Origin of the sequence: Archangium violaceum (assembly GCF_016887565.1) — a bacterium.
Lineage (GTDB): Bacteria > Myxococcota > Myxococcia > Myxococcales > Myxococcaceae > Archangium > Archangium violaceum_B.
Genome location: NZ_CP069396.1, coordinates 597,347 through 623,833, shown reverse-complemented (window position 1 = coordinate 623,833; position 26,487 = coordinate 597,347). Strand labels below are relative to the sequence as shown.

General features: G+C 67.6%; 25 protein-coding genes and 2 rRNA genes. 13 read left to right on the top strand and 14 right to left on the bottom strand.

Going from position 1 to position 26,487, the window contains the following annotated elements:
* Positions 1–495: a PaaI family thioesterase gene (locus JRI60_RS02710; protein ID WP_204224292.1), complete on the bottom strand. Its 495-nt coding sequence runs from the start codon at positions 493–495 to the stop codon at positions 1–3.
* A gap of 189 nt (positions 496–684) precedes the next feature.
* Here JRI60_RS02710 and JRI60_RS02705 point away from each other — a divergent pair, with 189 nt between their 5' ends.
* Positions 685–1,302 (top strand): hypothetical protein, encoded by a 618-nt coding sequence (locus tag JRI60_RS02705; protein ID WP_204224290.1) that lies wholly within the window; start codon positions 685–687, stop codon positions 1,300–1,302.
* Positions 1,303–1,338: 36 nt separating this feature from the next.
* On the opposite strand, the gene JRI60_RS02700 is transcribed toward JRI60_RS02705, so the two are convergent.
* A complete protein-coding gene (locus JRI60_RS02700) occupies positions 1,339–2,544 on the bottom strand; it encodes an acetylornithine transaminase (RefSeq protein WP_204224288.1) in 1,206 nt (401 codons plus the stop codon).
* A 67-nt stretch (positions 2,545–2,611) separates the two neighbouring features.
* Positions 2,612–3,073: an ester cyclase gene (locus JRI60_RS02695; RefSeq protein ID WP_204224286.1), complete on the bottom strand. Its 462-nt coding sequence runs from the start codon at positions 3,071–3,073 to the stop codon at positions 2,612–2,614.
* A 358-nt stretch (positions 3,074–3,431) separates the two neighbouring features.
* On the opposite strand from JRI60_RS02695, the gene JRI60_RS02690 reads away from it, so the two are divergent.
* The 4 genes from JRI60_RS02690 to JRI60_RS02680 all read left to right on the top strand — a co-directional run bounded on the left by JRI60_RS02690 (position 3,432) and on the right by JRI60_RS02680 (position 6,446).
* Positions 3,432–4,022 (top strand): DUF3575 domain-containing protein, encoded by a 591-nt coding sequence (locus tag JRI60_RS02690; protein WP_204224284.1) that lies wholly within the window; start codon positions 3,432–3,434, stop codon positions 4,020–4,022.
* A 242-nt stretch (positions 4,023–4,264) separates the two neighbouring features.
* Positions 4,265–4,348 carry a cittilin family RiPP precursor gene (locus JRI60_RS55045; RefSeq protein WP_430384395.1) on the top strand — a complete coding sequence of 28 codons (84 nt, stop codon included), beginning with the start codon at positions 4,265–4,267 and terminating at the stop codon, positions 4,346–4,348.
* Positions 4,349–4,495: 147 nt separating this feature from the next.
* Positions 4,496–5,848: a cytochrome P450 gene (locus JRI60_RS02685; RefSeq protein WP_204224282.1), complete on the top strand. Its 1,353-nt coding sequence runs from the start codon at positions 4,496–4,498 to the stop codon at positions 5,846–5,848.
* Positions 5,832–6,446 (top strand): class I SAM-dependent methyltransferase, encoded by a 615-nt coding sequence (locus JRI60_RS02680; protein WP_204224280.1) that lies wholly within the window; start codon positions 5,832–5,834, stop codon positions 6,444–6,446. Before JRI60_RS02685 ends, JRI60_RS02680 begins: the two co-directional genes overlap by 17 nt.
* Before the next feature lie 4 nt (positions 6,447–6,450).
* Here JRI60_RS02680 and JRI60_RS02675 read toward each other — a convergent pair whose 3' ends face one another.
* Complete coding sequence (locus tag JRI60_RS02675; protein WP_204224279.1) at positions 6,451–7,218, bottom strand: peptidoglycan recognition protein family protein; 768 nt, start codon at positions 7,216–7,218, stop codon at positions 6,451–6,453.
* Between the two features lie 185 nt (positions 7,219–7,403).
* Between JRI60_RS02675 and JRI60_RS02670 the strand changes: the two genes are divergently transcribed.
* Complete coding sequence (locus tag JRI60_RS02670; RefSeq protein WP_204224277.1) at positions 7,404–7,967, top strand: hypothetical protein; 564 nt, start codon at positions 7,404–7,406, stop codon at positions 7,965–7,967.
* A 67-nt stretch (positions 7,968–8,034) separates the two neighbouring features.
* On the top strand, positions 8,035–9,450 hold the full coding sequence (dgt, locus tag JRI60_RS02665; RefSeq protein ID WP_204224276.1) for a dGTP triphosphohydrolase: 1,416 nt from the start codon (positions 8,035–8,037) through the stop codon (positions 9,448–9,450).
* 42 nt (positions 9,451–9,492) lie between these two features.
* Here the strand turns inward: dgt and JRI60_RS02660 are convergent, their stop codons facing one another.
* Both JRI60_RS02660 and JRI60_RS02655 read right to left on the bottom strand, forming a co-directional pair.
* On the bottom strand, positions 9,493–9,744 hold the full coding sequence (locus tag JRI60_RS02660) for a hypothetical protein (protein ID WP_204224274.1): 252 nt from the start codon (positions 9,742–9,744) through the stop codon (positions 9,493–9,495).
* 769 nt (positions 9,745–10,513) lie between these two features.
* The gene (locus JRI60_RS02655; RefSeq protein WP_204224273.1) at positions 10,514–11,707 is read right to left on the bottom strand and encodes a hypothetical protein; all 1,194 of its coding nucleotides are present in this window, start codon (positions 11,705–11,707) and stop codon (positions 10,514–10,516) included.
* A gap of 178 nt (positions 11,708–11,885) precedes the next feature.
* Between JRI60_RS02655 and JRI60_RS02650 the strand changes: the two genes are divergently transcribed.
* Positions 11,886–12,524, top strand: a complete 639-nt coding sequence (locus tag JRI60_RS02650) for an RNA polymerase sigma factor (protein WP_239470305.1) — start codon at positions 11,886–11,888, stop codon at positions 12,522–12,524.
* Entirely contained in the window at positions 12,521–13,003 is a 483-nt protein-coding gene (locus tag JRI60_RS02645) for an anti-sigma factor family protein (RefSeq protein WP_204224271.1), read from the top strand. Before JRI60_RS02650 ends, JRI60_RS02645 begins: the two co-directional genes overlap by 4 nt.
* Before the next feature lie 77 nt (positions 13,004–13,080).
* Here the strand turns inward: JRI60_RS02645 and JRI60_RS54310 are convergent, their stop codons facing one another.
* The 3 genes from JRI60_RS54310 to JRI60_RS02630 all read right to left on the bottom strand — a co-directional run bounded on the left by JRI60_RS54310 (position 13,081) and on the right by JRI60_RS02630 (position 17,330).
* Complete coding sequence (locus tag JRI60_RS54310; protein ID WP_204224269.1) at positions 13,081–14,931, bottom strand: S8 family serine peptidase; 1,851 nt, start codon at positions 14,929–14,931, stop codon at positions 13,081–13,083.
* 184 nt (positions 14,932–15,115) lie between these two features.
* A complete protein-coding gene (gene glpD, locus JRI60_RS02635; RefSeq protein WP_204224267.1) occupies positions 15,116–16,843 on the bottom strand; it encodes a glycerol-3-phosphate dehydrogenase in 1,728 nt (575 codons plus the stop codon).
* 292 nt (positions 16,844–17,135) lie between these two features.
* Positions 17,136–17,330 (bottom strand): hypothetical protein, encoded by a 195-nt coding sequence (locus JRI60_RS02630; protein WP_204224265.1) that lies wholly within the window; start codon positions 17,328–17,330, stop codon positions 17,136–17,138.
* 194 nt (positions 17,331–17,524) lie between these two features.
* On the opposite strand from JRI60_RS02630, the gene JRI60_RS02625 reads away from it, so the two are divergent.
* Entirely contained in the window at positions 17,525–17,950 is a 426-nt protein-coding gene (locus tag JRI60_RS02625; protein WP_204224263.1) for a hypothetical protein, read from the top strand.
* 21 nt (positions 17,951–17,971) lie between these two features.
* On the opposite strand, the gene JRI60_RS02620 is transcribed toward JRI60_RS02625, so the two are convergent.
* Positions 17,972–19,936: an ATP-binding protein gene (locus JRI60_RS02620; protein ID WP_204224261.1), complete on the bottom strand. Its 1,965-nt coding sequence runs from the start codon at positions 19,934–19,936 to the stop codon at positions 17,972–17,974.
* 231 nt (positions 19,937–20,167) lie between these two features.
* Between JRI60_RS02620 and JRI60_RS02615 the strand changes: the two genes are divergently transcribed.
* Together JRI60_RS02615 and JRI60_RS02610 are read left to right on the top strand one after the other, a co-directional pair.
* Complete coding sequence (locus JRI60_RS02615; RefSeq protein ID WP_204224259.1) at positions 20,168–20,521, top strand: hypothetical protein; 354 nt, start codon at positions 20,168–20,170, stop codon at positions 20,519–20,521.
* A gap of 216 nt (positions 20,522–20,737) precedes the next feature.
* Complete coding sequence (locus JRI60_RS02610; protein WP_239470304.1) at positions 20,738–21,649, top strand: tetratricopeptide repeat protein; 912 nt, start codon at positions 20,738–20,740, stop codon at positions 21,647–21,649.
* 148 nt (positions 21,650–21,797) lie between these two features.
* On the opposite strand, the gene JRI60_RS02605 is transcribed toward JRI60_RS02610, so the two are convergent.
* A complete protein-coding gene (locus JRI60_RS02605; RefSeq protein ID WP_204224256.1) occupies positions 21,798–22,097 on the bottom strand; it encodes a hypothetical protein in 300 nt (99 codons plus the stop codon).
* 61 nt (positions 22,098–22,158) lie between these two features.
* Between JRI60_RS02605 and JRI60_RS02600 the strand changes: the two genes are divergently transcribed.
* Positions 22,159–22,362 carry a SlyX family protein gene (locus JRI60_RS02600; RefSeq protein WP_204224254.1) on the top strand — a complete coding sequence of 68 codons (204 nt, stop codon included), beginning with the start codon at positions 22,159–22,161 and terminating at the stop codon, positions 22,360–22,362.
* Between the two features lie 44 nt (positions 22,363–22,406).
* On the opposite strand, the gene JRI60_RS02595 is transcribed toward JRI60_RS02600, so the two are convergent.
* The 3 genes from JRI60_RS02595 to JRI60_RS02585 form a co-directional block, all read right to left on the bottom strand.
* Positions 22,407–22,853, bottom strand: coding sequence for a hypothetical protein (locus JRI60_RS02595; protein ID WP_204224252.1), 447 nt, complete (start codon positions 22,851–22,853; stop codon positions 22,407–22,409).
* Positions 22,854–23,052: 199 nt separating this feature from the next.
* Positions 23,053–23,169 (bottom strand): 5S ribosomal RNA (gene rrf, locus JRI60_RS02590).
* A 168-nt stretch (positions 23,170–23,337) separates the two neighbouring features.
* A 23S ribosomal RNA gene (locus JRI60_RS02585) occupies positions 23,338–26,305 on the bottom strand.
* Positions 26,306–26,487: the final 182 nt, after the last annotated feature.

The following is a 26,487-nucleotide window of genomic DNA, read 5'->3' as shown; positions in this document are numbered from 1 at the left end:
TCAGGCTTTCCGGTCGTGCGCCGCCGCCGTCAGTTGCGCGGTATCGACGCGGACGAAGATCGAATCGCCCACCGCGGTCAGCACATCGCCCGCATGGACCTCGCAGAGAACCCGGCTCTTGCGGCCGAGCTCGCCTTCGACCCGCGCGCGGAGCGTGAGCGGCACTCCCATGGGCGTGGGTTTGATGAACTTGACGCCGAGGTTGCCGGTGACGCATTCGATCCGCGGCAGGCTGCCGGGTTGGCGGCCCTCGGCGCGGTAGTGATAGGCCATCGCGGTCCAGTTCGAGTGGCAGTCGACCAGCATGGCGATCAGTCCGCCGTACACCAGCCCGGGCCAACCACTGTATTTGGCCTCGGGGATGTGCGTGGTCATGACGTGAATGCCATCCTCATGCCAGTAGCTCTTGATGTGCAGACCGTGCGGATTGTCGCAACCACAGCCGTAGCAGATGCCTTCTGGCGCGGCGATTTCTTGCAGAGATGCGGTTTCCATTGCTGGGCCCTCGTCTGGATCGAAGTGGGAAGAGACTATCGCCAGAGGCGGCACTCGTCGCTGGCGATCCACGGGCCTGCTCGACCTGTCCGCATGGGGAGCATACGGATTCGGGTTGGGCTCTCGTCACGAATCCATCGAGAAGACTCCACCTGCTGAACCTGCAGGCACCATTGGAGGGAATCCATCATGGTGAACCAGAAGAACTTCGAGAAGGCAATGCACGCCGCCCTCGAGGGGCCCGAGGTCAAGAAGATCAAGATCGAGAAGCACGAGTACAACGTCAAGCCCATCAAGGTGACGAAGAACGGCTCCCAGCTCTCCGCCAAGGGGCAGATCTCGCACCACCTGTCGTTCCGTGACGACGATCAGGTGCACTACAGCTTCACCGTCGCCCCCGGGCAGGTCCTGTCGCTCAAGGACATCGACGTGAACATCGACCGCTCCTTCATGAACCGGGCGCTCACCGCCCTCTGGGACAAGGTTCTCAAGGAGCTCCTGGCCAAAGTGCTGAAGCAGGAGATGGAGGACATGGGCCAGGAGTCCGCCATGCTGCTCACCAACGCCCAGCAGAGCGCGGAGCGCGTCTACGAGGAGTCCAAGAAGCTCCTGGACGGCAGCTGGGAGGCCGAGGCCAGCTTCATGATCGTCAACATCGCCGCGCGCGTGAGTCTGGGTGCCGCCGTTGCCGCGAAGACGAAGGTGGATCCGCTCGTCTTCGCGCGGCGCCTGAGCAAGCCAGCGCCGCGCGTGCCCACGCGAAAGAGCCCCCCCATCGTGAGGGATCACCGCACCAAGCAGCACTGAGCAGCAGCGGCTCCCGGGTGTGCCCCCTCGGCTCTTTCAGCGGCCGTGGGTAGCCCTGTGAGCCGCCGCGAGCTTCTCGAGCAACGCGTCCACCTGGGCCGCGGTGATGATGAGTGACGGCGCGATGCGCAGCGTGTTGTTGCCCGCCACTCCCACGACGAGCCCCTCCTCGAGCGCGGCCTTCACCAGCTCGGCGGGGGGCCGCTGGAGCTGGACTCCCACGAGGAGCCCCTTGCCACGCACCTCATGGGTGGGGCCGAAGACGCGGCGCAGGCCCTCCATGAGCTGAAGGCCTCGCTCCACGACGTTGCCCAGGAACCCCGGCGAGGTGACTTCCTTCATCACCGTCAGTCCGGCGGCGCACGCGAAGGGATTGCCACCAAACGTGGTGCCGTGCAGGCCGGGCTTCAGCAGCGCGGCCACGGGCTCGGTCGCGAGCACGGCGCCAATGGGGACGCCGCCGCCGAGCCCCTTCGCCAGGGTCATCACGTCGGGGGTGATGTCTTCATGCTGATGGCCGAACATCCGCCCGGTGCGGCCAATGCCCGTCTGGATTTCATCCACCACCATCAGGGCCTGGTGGCGCGTGCACAGCTCCCGGACCCGGCGCAGGAATCCCGCCGGAGTCGGGCGCACACCGCTCTCTCCCTGGATGGGCTCGATGAACACACCCGCCACGTCATCCTTCATGGCGGCGGCGAGCGCGTCCACGTCGCCAAAGGGAACGAAGTCCGTGGGAGGCAGGGGCTCGAACGGCGCGCGGTAGGCGGGCGTGTGCGTGATGCTGAGTGCGCCGAGCGTGCGGCCGTGGAAGCTCCCCTCGAAGGCGATGACGCGGCGCTTGCGGCCCTCATGCGCCACGTTGCCCCACAGGCGCACCAGCTTGTAGGCCGCCTCGTTGGCCTCCGTCCCCGAGTTGCAGAACAGCATCCGCCCTGGAAACGCCTGGGGGACGATGCTCGCCGCCAGTTCCTCCTGCCCGAGCTGCCCGAAGTGGTTCGACGTGTGGAGCAACGTCGCGGCCTGCCGCGACAGCGTCTCCACCAGCTTCGGGTGCGAATGCCCCAGGGTGCACACCGCCACGCCGGCGAAGGCATCGAGGTACTCACGGCCCGCGCCGTCGTACAGGTAGCAGCCATTGCCACGGACGAAGCTCACGTCCTGGCGGCGGTAGTTCTGGATGAGGAAGGAAGTGGTGGAGGTGGTGACGTTCAATTCGGAAATTCCCTCGCGACGGGCCATGGGGAAAGGGTCGGCCCGTTGACCGCGCCCCTACCATGTGTGCGCCCGCGTGGCGAGCCCCGGCGAATCACTCCTGGAAAGCTCCGGACCGTTCTTCCTCCTCGGCCTCGGCCATGGAGCCCAACGGCTTCACCAGCCCGAGCTGCCGCAGGTACCCGAAGGTGTCCCACTCGCTCGTGTCCTCGACGAGCTGGCCATCCTCGAACTCGGAGACGGTGAGTCCCTCCAGGGTGACGTGCTGGCCCCGTGGCTCCACCCCGAGCAGCCTCCGAGCGAGGTTCCCCTCCATGTGCCATCGGATGATGACGGTGTCCCCCTCCGCGTAGATGGCGAGGATGCGCGCCTCCAGGTTCGGGAAGCAGGCGTGCAGCAGCCGCACGTACGCCTTCACACCCGCGATGTCCGCGTCCCCCGTGAGCGGGTCATGGCTCACGTAGCCGGGATGGCAGAGCTCGTCGAGCACCTCCACCCGCCCCTTTCCATAGACCTCCTCGATGATTCGACGGGCCGCATGCTTGAGGCTGGCCATGACACTCCTCCTCGGGGCCGGCCCCCTCCCGGGCCCGCCCCCATCCTCAAACATAGGAACGAAGCACCGGAACGCCCTGCTGGCCCGCCGCCCGGGAGCATGACCGCGCGAGCACTGTCCAACCGAGACAAGCTGTCACATGCCCCCGCGAGCGCGCTCGCCAATCTGTCCGCCGGAGGGGCGAGGCTCCTCGCGGCTTCCCTCGGAGCACCCGGTCCGGAACAAGAGCAGACGGCGTGGCACACGTGCTGCACATCCTCGCGGCGCGCGCCGCCGGTCGGACGGTGCACGGACAGGAATTGCAATGCACTCGTGGATTCGTTGGGGAGCTTTCGTTGCTGGAGTGGGAGTGGGACTGGTGCCGTCGGAGAGCCGTGCCGAGCAGGCCGAGCAGGAGCGGCGCACGGTGGTGCTGGCGCAGCCGCTGAATGCACTCTCGGGGCAGCTCGGGGCCAGTGTGGAGCACGCGCTGAGCAAGCACGTGGCGCTCACCGCGAGGCTCCAGCTCAGCGCGACGGTCGACCGCGACGCGTTCAACTCCACCTGGAACATCACCACCCGCCGCTTCGGCGTGGGGCTGGAGCCGGGCGTGCACTTCTACCTCTCGGGCCGAGCCCCCGAGGGTTTCTGGGTGGGTCCGCACCTCGAGGCCTCGGTGTACCAGCACAACAGTGTCGATGATGTGGTCACCCCGGAGGGGCCACGGACCGTGAGGTCTCGCATGCGGACGCTCAGCTACGGTGGGAGCGCGTGGGCGGGCTACACCGCCATCCTCGCCCCGGGCCTCACCGCCCAGGTGGGCGTGGGGCTCGCGGCGCTCTTCAACGCCGAGGACATACTCTCCGACAGCACACTGACGGGGCACTCGACCAGCGGGCTGGGGGGCTTCCCTCCGAATGGCTGGTGGTTGGGCCCGCGCATGTCGGTGGGCCTGGGCTGGGCCTTCTAGATTGGCCCTGGCGAGGTTCCAATGACTCGCATGTGCACCATCAAACAGATACACCCTCGCTAAAAGATTCGCGGCCCCATCGCTCATGAAGAGTTGTTCTTCCAAGAATGAAAAACAGCTCTTCCAAAATAATCAGACAGGGTGCCTTGCCCTATCAACGCGGGTTGTGTCACATTACCTGAGCTGACCCATCAGGGCAGCGAACAGCAACACGCAAACACCCCCCAAACCAAGGAGCCCCCATGAAGAAAACCCTGTACTCCCTGGCTGTGCTGATGCGGATTGCTCGTGCGGACAAATTGTCCGCCCCTTACATCTATTACTAGTCGGCAACCGGCGGGGGACTGCGCCCCGACCGGTCGGGTCTGATGACCCTGTCGAAGTGGGTGGAGGGCAAGTGATTGCCCCGCCCGAACCAGCGGGGCGGAACTTCCGCCCCGCTGCCGTTTCCACCACTCCCCAGGAATCCACCCATGTCGCCTGTGCTCCTCCCCCCGGGGCCCAAGGGTCATTTCATCGCTGGCAATCTGGTGGAGTTCTCCGAGGATCCCCTGGGATTCCTCACCCGCTGCGCCCGCGAGTACGGCGATGTCGTGCGGCTGGGAAAGACGAACTACCTCCTCAACCGTCCGGACCTCATCGAGAAGGTGCTCGTCAACGGGGACGGCAACTTCGTGAAGCTCGCCGGTCTCCTCAAAGGCAAGCCCCGCAAGGGAGGCTTTCCCGAGGCGATGATGAACAGCGAGGGCGACGACTGGCTGCGCAAGCGGCGGCTCGTCCAGCCCGCGTTCCATCGCAAGTACGTGTCCGCGTGTGGAGAGACCGTGGTGTCCCTCACCGAGCGGATGCTCGAGTCCTGGCGCCCGGGCGAGGCCCGGGATGTCCACGCGGACGTCTCCGCGCTGACGCTCGACATCGTCAGCCGCTTCCTCTTCCACACGCCCATCCACGACGAGGCACGGCACGTGGCCGCCGCGGTGGACGCCGTCATGCGGCACACCGACAGCCCCCTGCGCTTCCCCATCTGGGTGCCCACCCCCACCAACCTCCGTCTGCGCCGCGCCCTGGGCCAGCTCAACGGGTTGCTCGCCACCCTCGTGCGCCGCTACCGCGAGCACCCCTCGGAGCGCACGGACCTGCTCGCCCTGCTGCTGTCCTCCCCGGAGCCCCTCTCCGAAGGGCAGCTGCGCGACGAGCTCGCGACGATGATCATGTCCGGGCACGAGACGACCGCGGACGCGCTCGTCTGGGCCTGGTACCTGCTGGCCCGGCACCCCGAGGCCAAGCAACGGCTGGAGGGTGAGCTGGACGAGGTGCTCGGTGAGAGGGCCCCCACCGCCGAGGATCTGCCCCGTCTGCGCTACACGGAGGCGGTGGTGAAGGAGGCCATGCGTCTGTATTCGCCCGCGTGGATCACGAGCCGCGAGGCCCTGCGTGACTGCGAGCTCGGCGGCTTCCACGTGCCGGCGGGCACCACGCTGGCGGTGAGCCAATGGGTCACCCACCGGGACGCGCGCTACTTCGACGCGCCCGAGTCCTTCCGGCCGGAGCGCTGGTTGTCCGAGGACGCCCAGCGGATGCACCGGTATGTCTATTTCCCCTTCGGGGGTGGCCCCCGCCTGTGCATCGGCGCGGCGCTGGCCATGCTGGAGACCGTGCTCATCACCGCCTGCGTGGCACGGCGGTTCCGCTTGGAGCTGGCTCCGGGCTGCGTGGTGCGGGCCCGCCCCGCGCTCGCGCTCCAGCCACTCGGCGTCAGGCTCATTCCAACGCCCCGCTCTCGGGTCGAGCGCGGAAACGAGGTGCGACATGCGGCAGGAGCATGAGGTGGATGACGTCCGGCTCGAGTTCTTCCGCGCCGCCTATGCGCTGGGCGCCCCCTGGGACATCGGCCGGCCGCAGCGTGCTTTCGTCGAGCTCTGGGAGGCCGGAGAGATTTCCGGAGAGGTGCTCGACGTGGGGTGCGGCTTCGCGGAGAACGCCCTCTTCCTCGCGTCCAAGGGCCTGCGGGTGTGCGGCGTGGACATGATGGAACCGGCCATCACCCGGGCCCGCGAGGCGGCCCGGGCGCGGAGGCTCGACGTGGACCTGCGCGTCGGCAACGCGTTCCACCTGGCCACGCTCGGCCGGCGCTTCGATACCCTCATCGACTCGGCCCTGATTCACGTCTTCGAGCCGAAGGATCGGCCCGCGTTCGTCGCCAGCCTCGCGAGCGTGCTCCGCCCCGGCGGCCGCTACCATGCGCTCTACTTCCGCGAGGGTCCCCGCGCCGTCCCGCCCGAGGCCCTCCGCGCCGCCTTCGGCCCGGGCTGGCGCGTGAAGGCCATCCGCGAGGCGCACTACGAGCAGACGGACCCCCAGGGCGCCCTGGCCTGGCTCGCCACCGTCGAGCGGGTGGAAGACGCCGGGCCCGTGAAGGGGTAGGCGCTCAGAGAACCTGGTCGACGGCGCGGCGCACGCGCTCCCAGTCGAAGTTGTCCGCCGGGTCCGTCTTGCGGCCCGGAGCCACGTCACGGTGGCCGAGGATGTTCTCCTTGGGCACCTTGTACGTCCGGGCCAGGTACGGCACCAGCTGCTCCAGCGCGCGGTACTGCGCCTCGGTGAAGGGCGTCTGGCCGCTGCCGTCGTTGGTTATCTCGATGCCAATGGAGCGCGCGTTGACGCTGGGAGTCGTCACGCCTCGCAGCGAGGAGACGCCGGCGTGCCAGGCCACCTTGTTGTCCGGCACCAGTTGGTAGAGCGTGCCCGTGGGCGACAGGAGGTAGTGCGAGCTCACCCGGCTCCCCTTGGTGCTGCGCAGCGTGGCCAGGTCCACCGAGACGCGGTTGGAGCCGGTGTGGTGGAGCACGATGACGTCGATGTCCACCCCGTTGCGCGACTCGAAGTTGGGCGAGGGCTTGGACACCACGGGCGGCTTGTGCACCGGCGTCAGCGCCTTGAGGAGCGCGGTGCGCGTGGCCGGTCCGTACGTGCCATCCGCGGTGAGCCGCCAGTCGCGCTGGAAGCGCATGAGGGCGTCCTTCGTCTTCGGCCCGAAGTCCCCATCCGCCCTGCCTCCCAGGTACTTGAGCTGGATGAGCACGAATTGGAGCCGCTGCGCCTCGGGGCCCTTGCTGCCCTCGGACAGCGGGCCCTCGGGCAGGTCCGGCCCCGTCGGGGTGGCGGCGGTACGGGCATTGGAAGTCGGCGTGGGCATGGTCCTCTCCGGGTGTGAGGTGCGAACACTCCGCGTCGAGGACGCATTATCCCGCCCGGACTGACCCGGCCGCGCGCCAGCGGAGGACGAGGTGTCCGAATCCTATCGACCCGGGATCTTCCGGCTATAAGGCGCGGCCGGAAGTCACTCCCGCATCGCCCCACATCCACCCGAGGTCACACACCATGCGTCCAGCCCAGCTCGCCCCGCTCGCCCTGTTCCTGCTGCCGATGCAGTCCGCCCTCGCCGCCGAGCCGGCCAAGGGCGCCACCTCCCGTCCCGCCGCCGAGGCGAAGCCCGCCGCCTCCTCCGATGAGGCGCTCGCGCCCCTGGCGAGCGCGGATGGCACGGGCGCGGCGCCCGGCGCCAAGGGGCTCGTCTTCGGCGTCAACCAGCTGCCGACGATTGGTGGCTTCTACTACGTGAGCCCCGTGGGCTCGGTGCGCGCCGGTCTGGGCTTCACCATGAACTTCAAGCCGGCCGTCAACGCCCAGTTCGCCATCGACGCCAGCTACCGCCACCACCTGCTCACCGGCAACCTGCGCCCCTTCGCCGAGGGTGGCATCAGCTTCGGCTACGCTGGCGACATCAACTTCGCCCTCGGCGGGGGCCTCGGTGTCGAGTACTTCATCGTCCCCCGGCTGAGCGTGTCCGGCATCGTCGGCGCCCAGCTGCGCTTCGACAACGGCGGCGACTCCATCAGCATCCCCCTGGCCACCACCGGCCTGATGCTCAACGTGTTCCTCTGAGAGCGGAACGGGAGGCCTCCAGCCCGGGAACTTGCCGTTGTCAGACCCGGGCTCAGGATAGGCCTCCGTGAGCACTCAACGAACCGATCGGTGGCGTCAGCTCCTCTCCACCCACCGGGTGGGCAATCCGCAGCACCGGGCGCCCGCGCCGGACAGCGCGGACGAGCGGACCGAATTCGACAAGGACTACGACCGCATCGTCTTCTCGAGCGCCTTCCGGAGCCTGCACGACAAGACGCAGGTGTTCCCCCTGTCGACGAGCGACTACACGCGCACCCGGCTCACGCACAGCATCGAGGCCTCGTGCGTGGGGCGCTCGCTGGGGCAACTGGCGGGGCGGAGTCTGAGGGCGCAGGACGTGGAGGTGGACCCGTCGTGCCTGGGAACCATCGTGGCGGCGGCGTGCCTGGCGCACGACATCGGCAACCCGCCCTTCGGGCACTCGGGCGAGGCGGCCATCCAGCACTGGGTGGAGCGGAACTTCCAGCGCTTCGTTCCGGTGGAGAAGCAGGACGCGCGGCACCCGTTCGCCACCGAGGGCGAGTGGAAGGACCTGGCCAGCTTCGAGGGCAACGCGCAGGGATTCCGCATCCTCAACCGGCTGCAATCGCGCAACCGGGATGGCGGGCTGCGCTACACCGTGGCGACGGTGGGGGCGATGAGCAAGTACCCGAGGCCCTCGGTCCTGCCGAGGGGACGGGACCGGGACAAGGCGCGCATCTCGGAGAAGAAGTTCGGGTTCTTCCAGGATGACGCGCAGCTGGCGCGCGAGGTGTACGGCAAGCTGGGGCTGGTCGAGCGCGAGCCGTATGTCTTCAGCCGCCACCCGCTGGCCTTCCTCGTCGAGGCCGCGGATGACATCTGCTACGCCATCATCGACCTGGAGGACTCGGGGAAGCTGGGCCTCATCCCGATGGAGACCGTCTGCTCGCTGATGGAGGACGTGGCGGCGATGCAGTCGAGCTTCAAGCCCTTGAAGGACCGGGTGGACTGGGAGTCGCGGCTGGGACGGGCCCGGGCCGGGGCCATCTTCGCGCTCATCCAGGAGTGCGTGACGGCGTTCGCCGAGCACGTGATGGAGATGGAAGCGGGGAGCTTCGAGAGATCGCTGGTATCGGCACGCCCGGAGGCCGACGCGCGGCTGAAGACGATCACGAACATCACTCGCGAGAAGGGGTATTGGAGCGAGCGGGTGCTCCAGATCGAAGCAGCGGGCTTCCGGACACTGGGCGGTCTGTTGGACAGGTTCGCGCCAGCGGTGCTGGCGGACACGCCGAACCGGGAGGAGGAGAAGCTCCGGCAACTGCTGCCGCTGGAGTTCTTCCAGCGCCCGGGCCCGTACGTGGAGAGCCGGAAGGAAGCCATCGAGCGGCTCAATCCCTACCAGCGGCTGCTGTGCGTGACGGATTACGTGTCTGGGATGACGGACGGCTTCGCGGTGGATCTGTACCAGCGGCTCTCGGGAATCAAGCTGCCGGACTGAGCTTCACCCTCCACGAAGATGGGGCCGCTCAGGCCCCCTCCCCTATCGAGTCCGCGAACGGGCGGGAGGCACCACCTCGATCTCCGTCACCGGATTGCCGCGCGTGTAGAGGCTGGCGGAGGCGCGCACGACGGTGCCCTCCTGGATGCTCCGCAGCGACACCTGCTGCCCCTCGCGCAGGACACGCACGTCGGGCGCGAGGGACAACGTATTGGCGGCGCCAGTATCATCGACGAGCACGAGCCGCTGCTGGGACACCGAGCGGACGCGGCCCGTGTGGATGACGTTGGCCACGGCATAGCCCTGGTTGTCGGTGTCCGGACCGGCCTGGGCGCTACCCGCGCGACTACCGCCGCCCAGGCCTTCATTCACCGGAGGAGTGCCGCTCCCCTGGGCGCTCGCTGGCGCCTCCGCGTTGGGGTCTCCGAGTCCCGTGGCTCCGGCCGGTGCTTCGGCGTTGGCGTTACCGACTCCGGCGGAACCGCCGCCCCCCACGCCTTGTCCGGCGCCCCCCGCCTGCTGGGCCTGCGCGAGCTGCGACCGCATCCGCGCGAGCTCCAACTGGAGCCGCGCCACCTCCGCGCGCAACCGGGCTATCTCCTGCACCTGCCGGGCATCGGCGCTCGACATCTGCTGGGTGCCGGTCGTCTGCTGTCCCGTGTCCGCTGTCTGTCCCGTGTCCGCCTGCCCCGAGCCCCCTGTATCGTCCGCCGCCCCCGATACGTCCGAGCCCTCGGTGGGCTGCTGGACCGTGCTCCCCATCCCCGGGTACTGAGCGTCCTGAGCCAGACTCCGCGTGGCGCCACACACGAGGAACAAGCCAAGCACCGCGATCCCGAAATCCCACCAGGTCGGCTTCCGCATCGACGCCGCGCTCCCTTCTTCTTGTAGAACGTTGGGCGACGGCCCCCCTCGGGCAACCGTCGCCAGCACCGGGCGAAATGGGAAGCACGCGTCCGGCCCTCCGTCCGCTCCCCAGGACGACTCCCGTCATCGCGAGGAGCCGTGAGCAAGGCCACGGCCCCTCATTCCATCGCTGACCCACGAGCGGGTCGGTCGAGGCTCACTGCTGAGAGCCCGGTGGCACCACCATCCGTTGCCCGGGCCCCATCCGCTCCCGGCGCTGTTGCTGCTGTTGCCGCCGGTCTTCCCTTTGCCCCTGCTGTTGCTGCTGGGGAGGCTGCGCGACGATGTAGCGCGCGACCTCCTCCCCGGAGGAGATGAGCTCGAACGAGGTCCGTACCTGCGTCCCCTCGGGAATCTGGCTCACACGGATGCGGCTCAGCTGGGGACCCCTGAACGCCTTCGTCTGCTCGTCGATGCGGAGCCGGTAGAGACTGCCATCCGAGGTGTCGACGATGTCGATGTGCTTGGACGTGACGTCGCGCACCCGGCCATCGAACACCGCGGTGGCCACGGTGACGGGACCTCGCACCTGGATGTCCGCCGTGTTCGGGGTGCCTGTGCCACCTGTACCTGTGCTCGTGCCTCCGCCTCCCGTCCCGCGCAGGCCGGCCACCTCGCCCTCCAACTGGGCCACGCGCTGGCGCAGGGTGCTCAACTCGCGCTGCATCGCCTCGGGGCTCTGGGGTACGGAGGGCTGCTGCGCCGAGGCCTGACCCCCGACACCTCCGCCGCTCCCCGTGCCGCCTCCTCCGCTCCCAGCAGCACCACCCGTACCGGCGCCACCGCCTCCACTGGCGCCACTACCCGAGCCTGTCCCCGTGGTGCCCGTACCGCCGGTCCCCGCCTGTTCACCCGGCTCCGGCCCCACCCGCGTCCCGACATCCACGGGGGGTGTCGCGGAAGGAGTCTCCGACGTGGTGCCCCGATAGGTGGGACCCGTCGTTCCCCCGGTCCCCGTCCCGCCCGTTCCCGCCCCTCCCGCCCCCGCTCCGCCCGTTCCCGTCCCGCCGCCCGTCAGCCCCTGATCTCCCCCCTGTGTGGTCTGCTGCTGGGACACGCCACTCTGTCCCCCCGTCCCCTGCGCTCCCGCGCCGCCCGTCGCGGGCTGACCCTGGGTCGTCCCCACCGAGCCAGCCGACTGCTGTCCGGGTGCCCCCGGGGTTCCCAGCCCGGTCGTATCCTGGCCCCCCTGGATGCTGCCCGCCCCCGAAGGGCTCGCCTGTGTACCCGGCGCCTGGGCTCCTCCAGTTCCCGCCGCTCCTCCCGCGCCGCCCGTTCCTCCAGTCTGCTGCGCCAGGGCCACCAGAGGGGCAGTCCCCAAGGCCAGCGCCATCCAGATGGCTCTCCGCATGCCGTCCTCCTCGTCGTCCCCCTCCCCCGTGGCGCAAAGGTGGGAATTGTTCGTGGAGGGACACACCCGGCCCGCCGCATCCCCCTGCCCCCTCGGCGGCTCTCCGGGCCAGCGGGGACCCATTTGACGGACCGGACCGGGATGAAAGAGAACGGACGGTGAAACTCCCGGCGGGTTCATGTCACCACGGCGCGTGGCCCATCTCTTCGCGGTGCGTATGACGACCCTGGCCGGCGGCGCGTCCTCGGCACAGGACGCCGAGCGCCGGTTGCTGGCTCGCGCCCGGCAGGGCGATCCGGTCGCCTTCCGTTCCCTCTTCGAGCAGCACGCCCCCGCCGTCTGGCGCTTCCTGCGGGACCTGTCCCGGGACGACGCCGTCGCGGACGAGGCCACCCAGGAGACCTTCGTGCGCGCGCACGGGAAGCTCGGGGCGCTGCGTGACGAGGCGCGGCTGGCCTCGTGGCTGCTGGGCATCGCACGCCACGTGTACCTCGAGTCCCGCCGGGGCCGGGTGGTGCACCTGGACGCCGCCGCCGAGGAGAACGAGCTGCTCCTGGAGGCGGCGCTGCCCACGCCCTCGCCGGAGGATCTGCTGCTGGACCGCGAGCTGGAGGGGCTGCTCGCGGAGGCGCTCGGGGAGCTGCGCGAGGAGCGTCGAGCGGCGCTGCTGCTGCGCATCGACCATGGTCTGCCGTACGAGGAGATCGCCCAGGTGATGGGCTGGTCCATCCCCAAGGTGAAGAATGAAATCCACCGGGCCCGGTTGCAGCTGCGCGAGCGGCTCTCCGCCCATGTGGGAACCGGAGGTCGTCCATGAGCCACCCGTGCCGAGAATCGGACCTGGACGCGCTGCTGGCCGGAGAGCTGTCCGCGGAGGAAGCGGAGCGCGTGCGCGAGCACGTGGCCACGTGCGCGGGATGCACGCAATCCCTGGCGTGGCTGCGGATGGAGCGCGGGTGGATGGCGCAGCGGGCCAGGCGCATGCCCGCGCGTGCGGCGTTGAACTTCGGTGCGCTGGAGGCCCGGCTCCGGGCGGCGGCGGCGGCGCCGCGCCGGGGAGAGTGGTCGCACCGGGGGATGATGGCGATGGGGGCCGCGGCGGCGGTGTTCTTCGTGCTGCTCAGCCTGGTGCCGGGCAACCCCACGCTGACGCTCTCCGAGGAGCCCTGGCGGGACGGGCTCGTCTCGGTGGCGCAGGTGGAGGCGTGCATGGACCCGAGCCTCGAGGCCGTGGCGCGGGTCGAGGCGCGCTTCGGCGCGTGTCTGCTGGCGTCGCCGGCGCAGCCGCTGCACTGAGGCGGAGAACGGCACTGGCGCGGTCGCATCCCGTGGGAAACGGGAGCGCCGCGCCAGTCCGTGAAGCCCGTCATCAACTAATACTTCTTGGCCTCCTCCACGGCCTTCTGGGCCTGCACCAGGCCGTAGCCGAAGATGGGGTCCTTGCCCTCGACGGACGTCGGCTCCCCGCTGTCGACCAGGTCCCTCGCGCTCTTCTCGAGGATGTCGCGCACCTGGCCGGCGGTGAGCGAGGGCCGGGAGCTCCACACCAGCGCGGCCACGCCGGAGACGTGGGGCGTGGCCATGGAGGTACCGGTGCTGTAGGCGTAGTCGCTGCCCTTGACGCCCAGGCGCACGGTCTGGCCGAACTGGGCGCGGATGAAGGGCACGGCGGTGGTGGGAATGGACGTCACGGGCGGCCAGCTGGCGCGGCTGCCCAGGGTGAAGGCGAGCGCCTCGTCATCGGCCGGGTCGTTGTTGCCGATGATGACGGCGCGAGCGCCCTGGGAGCGCACGTTCTTCACCTTGTCGGCGAACTTGATGTCGCCGCGGTCCACGTAGGCGACGAAGCCCTCGCAGGTGGCGCCGGGGCACGAGCGCATGCTGTTGCCCAGACCGCAGTCGATGAGCGTGCCCTCGTGGGTCTCGAACGGAACGAAATCCAGCACGCTCGAGGTGTAGAACTTCCCCCCGGCCGTCAGCTCCGCGTAGGGGGACTGGCCGCCGGGATAGGTGGAGTACACGGACTGACCGGGGGCCACGAGGCTCAGGTGGTCGCCGCCCTGGGAGAACTTGGGGTGCTTCTCGGTGGAGGTCACCGCGCCCACCGCGAGCACGGAGGGGTAGGCGGCCGGGTAGACCTTGGAGTCCGGGGTGGCCGTCTCGCCGGCGTTGCCACTGGCGGCGACGGAGAGCATTCCCCTGCCCTCGTCCCACAGCGCGGCGAAGACGGCCTGCTCGTCCTCGTCCGGGTTGGGCGAGCCGAGCGAGAGCGAGGCGATCTTCGCGCCCTGCTCCTTGCACCACTTGACCGCCGCGATGACGTCCGAGGTGCGGCCATCACCGCGCTCATCGAGCACGCGGGCGATGAGGAGGGAGGCGCCGGGGGCCACGCCCACCATGCCCTGGGGGCTGAGCGTGTCGTCATTGGGATTCACATTGCCGGCGGAGCCGAGCTGGGCGGCGATGGTGCCCGCCACGTGGGTGCCATGTCCCCCGCCCCACTTGCCGTTGGCGTCCTTGTCCTCGGGGTCCTCGTCATCGTCGACGAAGTCCTTGCCGCCGACGATGGCGGCCGCGAGCTCGGGGTGGTTCTTGTCGATGCCACTGTCGACGATGCACACCTTGATGCCCGAGCCATTGGGGGCGCCGGGGTCGAGCACGCCATCGTTGTTGAAATCCCAGAGCGCGTTGGCCTGCACCATCTTGACGGCCCAGGTGTACTCACTGGGGTTGCCGGTGGTGGTGCCCGGGGCGGCGAGCAGGGAGGACACGGGCAGCAGCGGGGAGGTGCCGAGCGCGTGCACCACCCGGTCCGGCTTGATGGAGGCGACGTCGGGGTCCTGGGCGAGCTGGGCCTGCTCCTCGGGGGTGAGGGACAGGGCCATGAGGTCCATCGAGGGCCAGTGGTACTTCATGGAGGCGCCCAGCCGCTGCACCTTCTGCTCGCGCTGGCGGGACATGGCGGCGGCGCGCACGCCGGTCTGCTTGCGGAAGCGCACGAGCACGCGCTGGCGGCCGTTGGCGTCGGAGGCGGGCGTGTCGCCGCGCAGCGCGGAGGCGGCCGTGCCCACCGCCATGGCGGAGGTGACATCCTCGAGGCCGCCCTGGACGACCAGCTCCGGGCACAGGGGCTGCTCCGTCACGTTGGGCTCGACGACGATGGGCTCTTCCGTACAGGCGGTCGTGCTCAGCCCCATCAGGCCCAGTAGAACCAATCGCCTCATGTCTCGCGTCTCCTTGCCCCGTCCGTAAGGGGGGTGCACCGCCGGTGGCGGTACCGGGCGGAGGAACGGGCCCGGCCAACCTGTGGCGGGGGGTCCCATTCCCATTGAAGCACGGTAGGTCGTCCGCTTGCTGGGCGGTAGGGAGGACGGGGGTGAATCCTCCCGGCGGGCGAGTTGGTGGACGTCAGCGCGAGGTGGGCTCGATGGCGAAGAGCCGCTCCACATCGCGCGAGTAGTCGGCCAGCTGGCGTTCGACGGTGTCGGGGCTCCAACCCAAGAGGGGGGCCATGTCGGAGGCGGCGACGCGGGCGGCGGCGCGGCCGAGATCCCTCGTTTCGAAGGCCACCTTGAGGCGGCGCACGAGCAGGTCGGACAAGGTGTGGACGAACTCGTGGGTGACGCCGTGGACGGACTCGGCGCGGATGTAGGGGAGGCCGGGGACGAGCGGCTCGGCGAGAGTGGGCTGCTCGCGGGTGAGAGCCCACACCAGGCGCCACCGGGAGCCGTAGGCGTGCACGAGGTGGACGGCGGTGTCCTCGCGCCCCACCTCGGCGCGAGCGGCGGCCAGCTGGGCGTCGAGCGAGGAGAAGTCGCCACCGGGAAGGGGGATGGAGTTGGTGGTGGCCTTGTGGTGGGGGACGTCGAGGGCCTTCTCGACGGCGTCCACCACGTCGCGGGCCATGACGCGGTAGGTGGTGAGCTTGCCGCCGGAGATGGCGAGGACGCCGGTGGGGCTGGTGTGGATGGCGTGCTCGCGGCTGGCGCTGTTGGCATCGCCGTGGCCATAGCCGCTGGCGACGAGGGGGCGGATGCCGGCCCAGGCGCTGACGACGTCCTCGCGGACGAGGTGGGCCTGGGGGAAGAAGCCGTTGGCGGAGGCGAGGAGGTAGTCCACGTCGGCCACGCTGGCGCGCACCTCGGAGGGGTGGGCCTGGGTAGCGGTCTCGGTGGTGCCGATGATGGTGTGGGTGCCCGCGGGGAGGATGAACATCACCCGGCCGTCGACGGGGGACAGGAGGGTGAGGGCACAGTCGGTGGGCAGACGCTCGCGGGGGACGGAGATGTGGACGCCCTTGGAGCCGCGGACGGTGGAGGTGGAGCCGTTGGCGTCGAGCTTGCGGATTTCATCGATCCAGGGCCCGGTGGCGTTGACGAGGACGCGGGCGCGGACGGAGAGCTCGCGGCCGGTGAGGGAGTCGACGACGGTGGCACCGCGGGCGCGGCCGTCCTCGAGGAGGAGAGCGCGAACGGAGGCGTGGTTGAGGACGACGGCACCGGCCTCGGAGGCGGCGACGGCATTGGCGAGGGTGAGGCGGGCGTCGTCGGTGGCGGCGTCGTAGTAGCGGGCGCCGCCGGTGAGGCCCTCGGAGCGGAGGCCGGGGATGACCTCGGAGACCTGGCGGGCGTTGAGGCCGCGAGAGGCCTTCACGTTCCGGAAGAGGGCGAGGGCGTCATAGAGCATGAGGCCTGCGGAGAGCTTCCAGCGGGCGATGCGGGCGCCCTTGTAGACGGGCCAGACGAAGGCGAGGGGCCGGACGAGGTGGGGAGCGAGACGGAGGAGGCGGTAGCGCTCGATGCTGGATTCGAAGACGAGGCCGAGGTGGCCGTGCTCGAGGTAGCGGATGCCGCCGTGGATGAGGCGGGAGGAGCGGCTGGAGGTACCGGAGGCGAAGTCCTCGCGCTCGACGAGGGCGACGCGGAGACCGCGGAGGGCGGCATCGCGGGCGATGCCACAGCCGGTGACACCGCCGCCGATGACGAGGACATCGAAGGACTGGGAGGAGAGAGCGAGCAGACGCTCGGAGCGAGGAGCGGGAGGCTGGGGAGGAGGAGAAGGGAGGGCCGGGACGGCGCCGGAGTCACCGCGGAGGGCGGGAGCGGGAGCGGTCTGGGCAACGGGTTGAGGACGCACGGCAGGAGTGTAATGGCGAGGGAGCGGCGGAGGCAGCAGGAACCGAACGCGGTGCGTCAACAAGGGAAGAACAAAACCCCCTCTCCCCCTGGGAGAGGGACGGGGTGAGGGTCTACCGGACACTTGGACCGTCAACCACCGTCAAGAACCCAGGGAAAAAACCCAGGGAAAAAAAGCCCGAGCAAGAACCCCTCTCCCTTCGGGAGAGGGACGGGGTGAGGGTATTTCGGCCCCCGAGTTCCACCCCAAGACCCGCGAAGAGGAACGAGCCCCGGGGACACAGAACCGGAGGTCAACGTTTGGTCTGGCTCGGGGGCGACCCGGGCACGGAACCACTGGAGGAGGAACCACCGCTGTCGGCCTGGCGAGAGGGATGGGCGTCGTTGTTGGGGTTCTGCTGATTGGAGCGGTTGTCCTGGTCCTTCTTGAAGGAGTCGTTGTTGGGGTTCTTGACGTTGGAGCGCTGGTCATTGGGGTTGTTGGGCATGGAAGGAGACCTCGAGGAGAGAAGCCCGTGCGGGATGCACGGGGGAGGAGGAAGGTAGGAGGAGCGGGAGGAGGAGGCAGCGGACCCGGGGGGACGGGGAGAGTGTCGGGAAGGAGCCGGGAGGAATGCGGGAGAGCGGGACCGTGCATACCTCCACCTGCACGAGGACCCGAGGGGCGGGGAGGAGGTGGCGCGTGAAGACGGTGACGTACGAGCGCAGCGGCAGGACGAACACGGGGGCGCAGGCGGTACGGGTGGAGGGAATGAGACACCTGCGGGTGCTGGAGCAGGGCGAGACGGTGGTGGAGAGGGACCTGACGGAGGAGGAGATAGAGAGGCTGCAACCGCTGGTGGAGGAGGCGGAGCGGCAACCGGCGCCGGCGGCGCTGACGCCGGAGGCGGGAGGCCCGAGGGGGATGGCGGTGAGCCTGGCGTTCGAGGACGAGGAGACGCCGAGGGTGAGGCTGGGCTGTCACGCGGGGCAGACGGCGAGGGGAGCGGGAGAGCCCTACGACGAGCTGCTGGCGGAGCTGGACGCGCTGCTGACGGAGGAGCTGCACGAGCGGGCGCCGAGGCACGCGCACGCGGTGTTGCCGCACGAGCTGCGCCAGGAGGAGTGACCGGGGCCCGGGCGAGCCGGCTCAGACGGAGGGGAAGGAGCCGGAGGAAGACTTGCCGTTGGGAGGGAGCTCGAGGGGGAGGGAGACGGTGAAGGTGGCGCCCTGGCCGGGAAGACTCTCGACGCGGATGTCGCCGCCGAGCGAGTCGACGATCTGCTTGCAGATCCACAGGCCGAGGCCGAAGCCGCCGTAGTGGCGCTCGGAGACGGCGCGCTCGAAGCGCTGGAAGATGCGAGCCTGGCTCTCGGGGGGAATGCCGATGCCGTGGTCGCGCACGGTGAGATGAGCGAAGGAGCCCTCCTGGATGACGGCCATTTCGACGGGCTGGTGGGCGCCGTACTTGATGGCATTGGAGAGCAGATTGGTGACGACCTGCTCGAGGCGGAGCCGGTCCCAGCGGCCGATGATGGGGGGGCTCGGGTAGAGGATGAGCTTGCAGCCAGCGCCGGCGGCATCGGCCTCGGCGCGGGAGACGACGTCCTGGAGGAGTGAGGCGAAGTCGACGGTCTCGTGCTCGAGGGCGAGGCGGCCGGCGCGGATGCGGGAGACGTCGAGCAGGTTGTTGACGAGCTGGTGGAGACGCTCGGCGGGGCGGAGGGAGGCCTCGACGCGCTTGCGAGAGGGGTGCGGGAGGCCGTTGTCGTCGAGCTCCGGGAGCGAGCGCCTCAGCATCTGCAGTTGAAGCTGCAGCGAGGTGAGGGGCGTCTTGAGCTCATGGGAGGCGACGGAGAGGAAGTCGTCGCGAGTCTGGAGGGCCTGCTGGAGGTCGGAGGCGAGGGCCTCGACCTCGCGGCGGGCGAGCACCTGCTCGGTGACCTCGGCGCACAGGCCCATGGTGCCGAGGATCTCCCCGTCGACGCCGCGCCAGGGCTGCCAGGTGAGGTCGAAGTACTTCACCTCATCGCGGCCGGAGCCGGAGAAGTCGGCGCGCAGGGGCACCTCGTGGCCGACGAAGGGGGTGCCCTTGCGGAAGACCTCGTCGAGCAGCTGGACGAGGTGGGGGTCGAGCCCGGAGACGGTCTCGCGGACGGTGCGGCCGAGGGAGAGGAGCTCACCGACGAGGGTCTGGCCGAGCGGGTTGACGAGCTCGACGACGTGGTCCGGGCCGCGGGTGAGGCAGATGGCGACGGGGGCCTGCATGAAGAGGGTCTCGAGCCGTTCGCGCTGGACCTCGGCCTCGAGGTGGGCGTCGTGCTCGCGGGCGAGGAGCTGAGCGCGCTCGCGGTCCTCGCGGAAGCGGGCGGAGATGTCGCGGAAGACGATGACGGTGCCGAGCCTGTGGCCCTGGGAGTCGGAGATGGGGGCGGCGGTGTGCTCGATGGGGAGCTCGCCGCCGCGGCGGGAGAGGAGGAGGGCCTGGTGGCCGAGCTGGACGGGCCGAGCCTCGTCGCGGGCGACGGAGGTGGGGGCGAGAGGCTCGCGGGAGGAGGGGTCGACGAGCCGGAGGACGCGCTCGAGGGGCTGACCGATGGCATCGAGCTCGCGCCAGCCACAGAGGTAGGAGGCGACGGGGTTGATGAAGCGGACGAGGCCATTGGGGTCGGTGGTGACAACGGCGTCGCCGATGCTGCGCAGGGTGATGGCGAGCACGTGACCATTGGCCTGGGCGGAGGCGCGAGCGACCTGGGCCTCATGGAGGGAGAGGCGGACGCGGGCGCAGATGAGGGTCATCAGCGCGGCGACACCGGTGAAGAGGGCGCTGGAGATGGAGTGGTGGGCGTCGGAGGAGGGGCCGGCCTCGCGGAAGAAGAAGCGGATGGCGAGGAGGGAGAGGACGGTGGAGAGGGCACCGGGGCCGTGGCCGCCCTGGGAGGCGGAGAAGATGACGGCGGCGAGGAAGAAGAAGACGGGAGAGGGAGCCCACCAGGGCCAGAGGAGCCACTGGAGGGCGAAGGCGAGGCCCGAGGCCAGCAGGGCCAGTCCGTAACGGGCCCAGGGGGAGGCGCGGTAGGGATGGGAGTAGCTGTTGGCGGAGAGGAAGGCCACGGAGCCCCCTGAGGAGGCCGGTGCTGGGGAGCAGGAATCCGGCGGCGGATGGACGGAGGACGACCCCGAGGGAAGCGGGGACGCGCGAGACCCATCCTGAGTGAGTTCGAAACCGAGCACACCATCCCCCCGTGAGGGGGAGCACTCTACCTGCTTGCCCGAGTGCACCACCAGGGAGGAGGCGGGAGGAGCGGGTTGCGGGGCGGGAGGGTCCGCGCCTAGAGAGAGCCCATGAAGCGAGTGCGGTTCTCGGTGCACCGGACGGTGGGCGAGGCAAGGCTGCTGGCGGGACTGCTGGCGGGCTCGGGGCTGTCGGTGGAGGTACGAGGGGAAGCCCTGGCGCCGCTGAGCGGAGAAATCCCGATTACGGAGACCTGGGTGGAGCTCTGGCTACCGCCGCAGGAGGTGGAGAAGGGGAAGGAGCTGTTGGCGGAGCTGGAGGAGGACGAGGAGAAGGCGGGGAGGACGGTGGAGTGCCTGGGGTGTGGGGAGGAGAACCCCGGAAACTTCGAGCTGTGTTGGAGCTGTGGGGAGGATCTGCCGTCGTCACAGGGGCCGAGGAGGAGGCTGCGGGCGGTGCCGTGAGGGGGGCCAGCTCGGGGGAAGGTAAGCCCGGCTGATTGCTCCGGGCACACGGTGTCGGGCCTCGACCAGGGGGGCGGGCATCGAGCCGTGCGGAGGGGGCGGCGAGTCTCTAGAGTCAGGGAAGCCGTGCAGAACGAACCTCCCGCCGAAGAGAGCCGGGGACGCCGAGGCCCCGAAACCTCACAGGACCGACCGCGAAGGATGCTGGATCGGAGCGTGAGGAGTCTGTTGATCGTCATCGGGGTAGCGTTCGTGATCCACCTGATTCCGCTGTTCCTGCCGAGGAACATGCCGGAGCAGGACCTGGCGATCGCGAGGGCGATGTCGGATGCGGCGCACCGGGTGAAGGTGCTGAAGCCGCTGAAGGAGAACCCGAAGGCGACGGGGGCGGACCTGAGGGAGGCGGCGGAGCTGCTGAGGGAGGGAGCGCCGCTGGACGCCTACGAGCTGGCGAAGGAGGCGGAGAAGAAGGAGCCGGGCTCGGTGGAGACGCAGCTGGTGCTGGCGAGGATCTGCCACGGACAACGGATGAACCGATGCGAGGAGGAGTCCTTCGCGAGGGCGGAGAAGCTGGCGCCAGGGGATCCGAGGGCGGACCTGCTGAGAGCGGACTTCGAGGAGAGGAACGGGAACGTGGAGGGGGCGCTGGCAGCGGTGGAGAAGGCGTACGGGAAGGCGCCGGGGAGCGTGGGGGTGGGGGTGAGGTACGGAAGGCTGTTGAGCGAGGCGGGCCGGTGGGACGAGGCGATCCAGGTCCTGAAGAGACAGGAGGGGGCGCTGGGAAGGCCGCAGGTCTTGGTGGAGGAAGGGCTGGTGAGGGTGAAGCAGGGGAGGATGGAGGAGGCGAGGGAGCTGTTCGGGGAAGCGGTGGAGGCGGATCCGAAACTGGTGATGGGGTACTTCCACCTGGGGATGACGGCGTTCCGGATGGGGGATGTGGAGGGGGCGGAGGAGGCGTTGAGGGAAGCGGATCGCCTGGACATGTCGGACATGAGACCGTTGGCGGCGCTGTGTGAAATCCAGAGGCAGGCGGGGAAGACGGACGCGCAGAGGGTGACGAGGATGGACCTGGAGCGTCGCTTTCCGGAGCGGATGGAGGCGGTAAGAAACGCCTGCCGAGCGCCGTGATGTCCCCCACAACCCCTCTCCCTTCGGGAGAGGGACGGGGTGAGGGTATCAAGACCCCCGAGTTGAACCCCGAGCAAACCCCCTCTCCCTCTGGGAGCGGGTTGGGGTGAGGGTCAGCGGCAAGCCCCGAGTCCCACCGAGCCCCTGCTCACTCCTCGGGGATGCCACGAATCCTGCGGAGCAACCGAGCGGAGGACTTCACCTCGGCATCAACGGAGCCATCGGGAATCTCGGTGCGAACGACGGCCTGGAGGAAGGGAACGGCCTCATCATCCCTGCCCTGGTCGACCAGCAACTCGCCGAGAGCCATACGGGCGCGAGTGAGCATGACGAGATCCTCGGCCTGGACGGCGGCATCGATGGCATCGCTCAAGGCGGACTCAGCGAGCTCGGGCCGGCCGCGGGAGAGGAGCTCACGGGCGCGCTGGAGGTGGCGGGAGACATCCATGAGGGCACTCAGCGGACACGGAAAGGGACAACACGACCAAGGCCGGGTTATCCCAGGGGGCATGGACGACGAGTCGCGGATCGTGGAACTGGAACTACGCTACATGCAGCAGCAGGAACTGCTGCTGCAGCTGAGCGACGCACTGTACGCGCAGCAGCGCGAGATGGGCGCGCTGCGAGCGGAGCTGGAACACGTGAAGAAGAAGCTGGAGGGGGAGCCGGGCCTGGTGGATGCGAGGCAGCAGGAGAAGCCGCCGCACTACTGAGGGGAGACCAGGCGCGGCGGAGACCTCCGACCTGGCCGGCGGGACTAGAACCGCCACCCGAGGCGCAGGCCGATATGGGGCCTGGGCTCGAGGTAGCCGAGCTCGATGCCGAAGGTCACGGAACGACCCTGGTAGCCGAAGCCGAAGGCGGCGTGGGCGCGGAAGGTATCGCCCTCGAAGAAGATCCACGGTCCGCCGAGGAGCTCCACATAGACGGGAACCCGGCGGGGAGTGATGCGCAGGTTGAGGTCGAGGGGGATGCCCAGGGTATTGGGCTGGGTGGCGAGGAGGGCGCCGAAGCGGGTACCGATGGAGAGGGGGCCGAGGTCGACGAAGTCGATGGCGCCGGTGAGATGAAAGAAGGCGCCCGAGTCGAACTGGTAATCGCCGCCGAGGGTGAGACGGAATTCAGCCGCCTCGGAACGCTCCGGGGCGAGGAAGACGGCGAGCGCGAGGAGACCACCGAGGAAGGGACGCAGCAGATGTTTCATGGAAGAGGCGCTCCTGGGCTTGAAGGATGAAATGCAAATCAAGCAAGCCTGAGGAGACCTCGCCAGCGCGAAGATTCGAAGCACATCACGGAAGACACGTAGCCCGGGAAAGACACACACGGGGCGCAGAAATCCAGTGATTCGAAAAGGCGAAGGCCCCGAGTTCTCACGTTGTGAGGACTCGGGGCCTTCAAAAAAAATCCGGCAGCGACCTACTCTCCCGCGCGGTTTCCCGCGGAGTACCATCGGCTCTGGAGGGCTTAACTTCCGTGTTCGGGATGGGAACGGGTGGGACCCCTCCGACATTGCCACCGGAAAACATGTGACTCGTACATACAAAGGGTAGTTTCAATTCCTGCTGAAAAGCTCTGTGCCTTCTTCCGGGCCCGGCGCCGCTGTTTGTAGCGCGCTCGGGGCCTCGACCTCGGCCTCGAATCTCCAGACTCCCTCCGGTTTACACCGGGGAGCCTGCCAGAGATTGAGGTATAGTAAGCCGCTCGACCAATTAGTACCGGTTAGCTCAACGTGTTACCACGCTTACACACCCGGCCTATCAACGTCGTAGTCTTCGACGGGTCTTCTGGGGCTTGCGCCCGGGATACCTGGTCTTGAGGTCGGTTTCCCGCTTAGATGCTTTCAGCGGTTATCCAATCGACACATGGCTACCCAGCGATGCCTCTGGCGAGACAACTGGTACACCAGCGGTGTCTCCAACCCGGTCCTCTCGTACTAAGGTCAGAGCCTCTCAAGTATCCTACGCCCACAGCAGATAGGGACCAAACTGTCTCACGACGTTTTGAACCCAGCTCGCGTACCGCTTTAATTGGCGAACAGCCAAACCCTTGGGACCTGCTCCAGCCCCAGGATGCGATGAGCCGACATCGAGGTGCCAAACCTCCCCGTCGATGTGAACTCTTGGGGGAGATAAGCCTGTTATCCCCGGAGTACCTTTTATCCGTTGAGCGATGGCCCTTCCATTCAGGACCACCGGATCACTATGACCTGCTTTCGCACCTGCTCGACATGTCTGTCTCGCAGTCAAGCTCCCTTATGCCATTGCACTCGCCGCCCGGTTTCCAATCGGGCTGAGGGAACCATCGCGCGCCTCCGTTACGTTTTGGGAGGCGACCGCCCCAGTCAAACTACCCACCAGACAGTGTCCCAGCTCCCGTTGAGGGGGCATGGTTAGACACCAGAATCCGACAGGGTGGTATTTCACCGTTGCCTCCACCGAACCTAGCGGCCCGGCTTCAAAGGCTCCCACCTATCCTACACAGTCGAACCCTAGTGTCACTGTCAAGTTGTAGTAAAGGTTCACGGGGTCTTTCCGTCTTGCTGCGGGTAAACTGCATCGGCACAGCTATTTCAATTTCGCTGAGTCCCTCTCCGAGACAGTGCGGAAGTCGTTACTCCATTCGTGCAGGTCGGAACTTACCCGACAAGGAATTTCGCTACCTTAGGACCGTTATAGTTACGGCCGCCGTTTACTGGGGCTTCGGATCATCGCTTCGCCTTGCGGCTGACGAATCCCCTTAACCTTCCAGCACCGGGCAGGAGTCAGACCCTATACGTCGGCTTCGTGCCTTCGCAGAGTCCTGTGTTTTTGGTAAACAGTCGCTACCGCCATTTCTCTGCAACCTCTCTCGGCTCCAGCTGTACGCCTTCACCTACCAGAGGCCCACCTTCTTCCGAAGTTACGGTGGAAATTTGCCTAGTTCCTTGGAGGAGAGTTCTCTCAAGCGCCTTAGGATTTTCTCCTCACCCACCTGTGTCGGTTTGCGGTACGGACACCCTGTAGACTCCCCGCGGAACTTTTCTTGGAAGCCGAGCATCAGCAACTAACCCCTTGCGGGGCGCCGTCGGGTCTCGGGGATAGCTGCCGCGCCTTTTCATCGTACGCGACACCCCTACGCCTTTGGACTGGCACAACCACCGGCCAGCTCGCCTAGCTTTCTCCGTCCTTCCTCGGTTCAACGTCTACAAGATGGCGCAGGAATATTAACCTGCTTGCCATCACCTACGCCTTTCGGCCTCGGCTTAGGTCCCGGCTAACCCTGGGAAGATTAACTTGACCCAGGAAACCTTGGGTTTACGGCGAGGGGGTTTCCCACCCCCTTTATCGCTACTCATTTCGGCATCAGCACTCGCAACAACTCCACCAGCCCTTGCGGTCTAGCTTCGCAGTCGTTGCAACGCTCCCCTACCACTGCATGCGCCTGACGCATGCAATCCGAAGCTTCGGCGCTAGTCTTGAGCCCCGTTACATTTTCGGCGCGGCCTGTCTCGACCAGTGAGCTATTACGCTTTCTTTAAAGGATGGCTGCTTCTAAGCCAACCTCCTGGTTGTCAATGACCTGCCACATCCTTTCTAGTGTTCACTTAGACTAGACTTGGGGGCCTTAGCTGTCGGTCTGGGTTATTCCCCTCTTGCCAATGGACGTTATCACCCACTGACTGCTTCCCGGGATAACAATTACCGGCATTCGGAGTTTGGTACGGTTTGGTAATCTGGTGAGACCCCTAGCCGTTCCAGTGCTCTACCTCCGGTATTGAATTACCCAAGACGATACCTAAATATCTTTCGGGGAGAACCAGCTATCACGGAGTTTGATTGGCCTTTCACCCCTACACACAGCTCATCCCAGAAATTTTCAACTTTCATGAGTTCGGTCCTCCATGAGGTGTTACCCTCACTTCAACCTGGCCATGTGTAGATCACCCCGCTTCGGGTTATAATGCACGCAACTGAATCGCCCGTTTCGGACTCGCTTTCGCTCCGGCTCCACCTATCGGCTTAGCCTCGCTACGTACATTAAGTCGCCGAATCATGATGCAAAAGGTACGCCCTCGCACTGTCTTGCGACGTAGTGCTCGGACTGCTTGTAGACATGCGGTTTCAGGTTCTTTTGACTCCCCTCACAGGGGTTCTTTTCACCTTTCCCTCGCGGTACTTGTTCACTATCGGTCGCCAAGGAGTATTTAGCCTTACCGGATGGTCCCGGCAGATTCAGGCAGGATTGCACGTGTCCCGCCCTACTTGGGTACCCCGCTCGGCCTCCGCTAGTTTTCGCGTACGCGACTGTCACGCTCTTTGGTGCACCTTTCCAGGTGCTTCCGCTAACCAGCAAAGGTCCTACCGCGGACCCGCAACCCCGGTGCCACTTGCGTGACACCGGTTTAGGCTGTTCCCATTTCGCTCGCCACTACTCTGGGAATCACTCATTGTTTTCTTTTCCTCAGGGTACTGAGATGTTTCACTTCCCCTGGTTCGCTCCTTCGGCCCTATGTATTCAGGCCGAGGTCATACGAGTTTCCTCGCATGGGGTTTCCCCATTCGGACATCTCCGGCTCAACGTTCGGTTGGCAACTCCCCGGAGCTTTTCGCAGCCACCCACGTCCTTCTTCGCCTCTTGGCACCTAGGCATCCACCGCACGCCCTTAGTAGCTTACTTACCTTAATCTCTCGCAAGCCCGCCTCCCGGCGGGATTCTGAATCTCGAGACCAAGGTCCAGGCCCCAGCTCTTCGCTGCGGACCCGAAAGAAGACTTCTTGCTTGATAGAACTTCTCAGCAGAAATTGAATTCTACCCTTCGTATGCACTTGTCAAAGAACGCTTCCAATCCAGTGATTGGA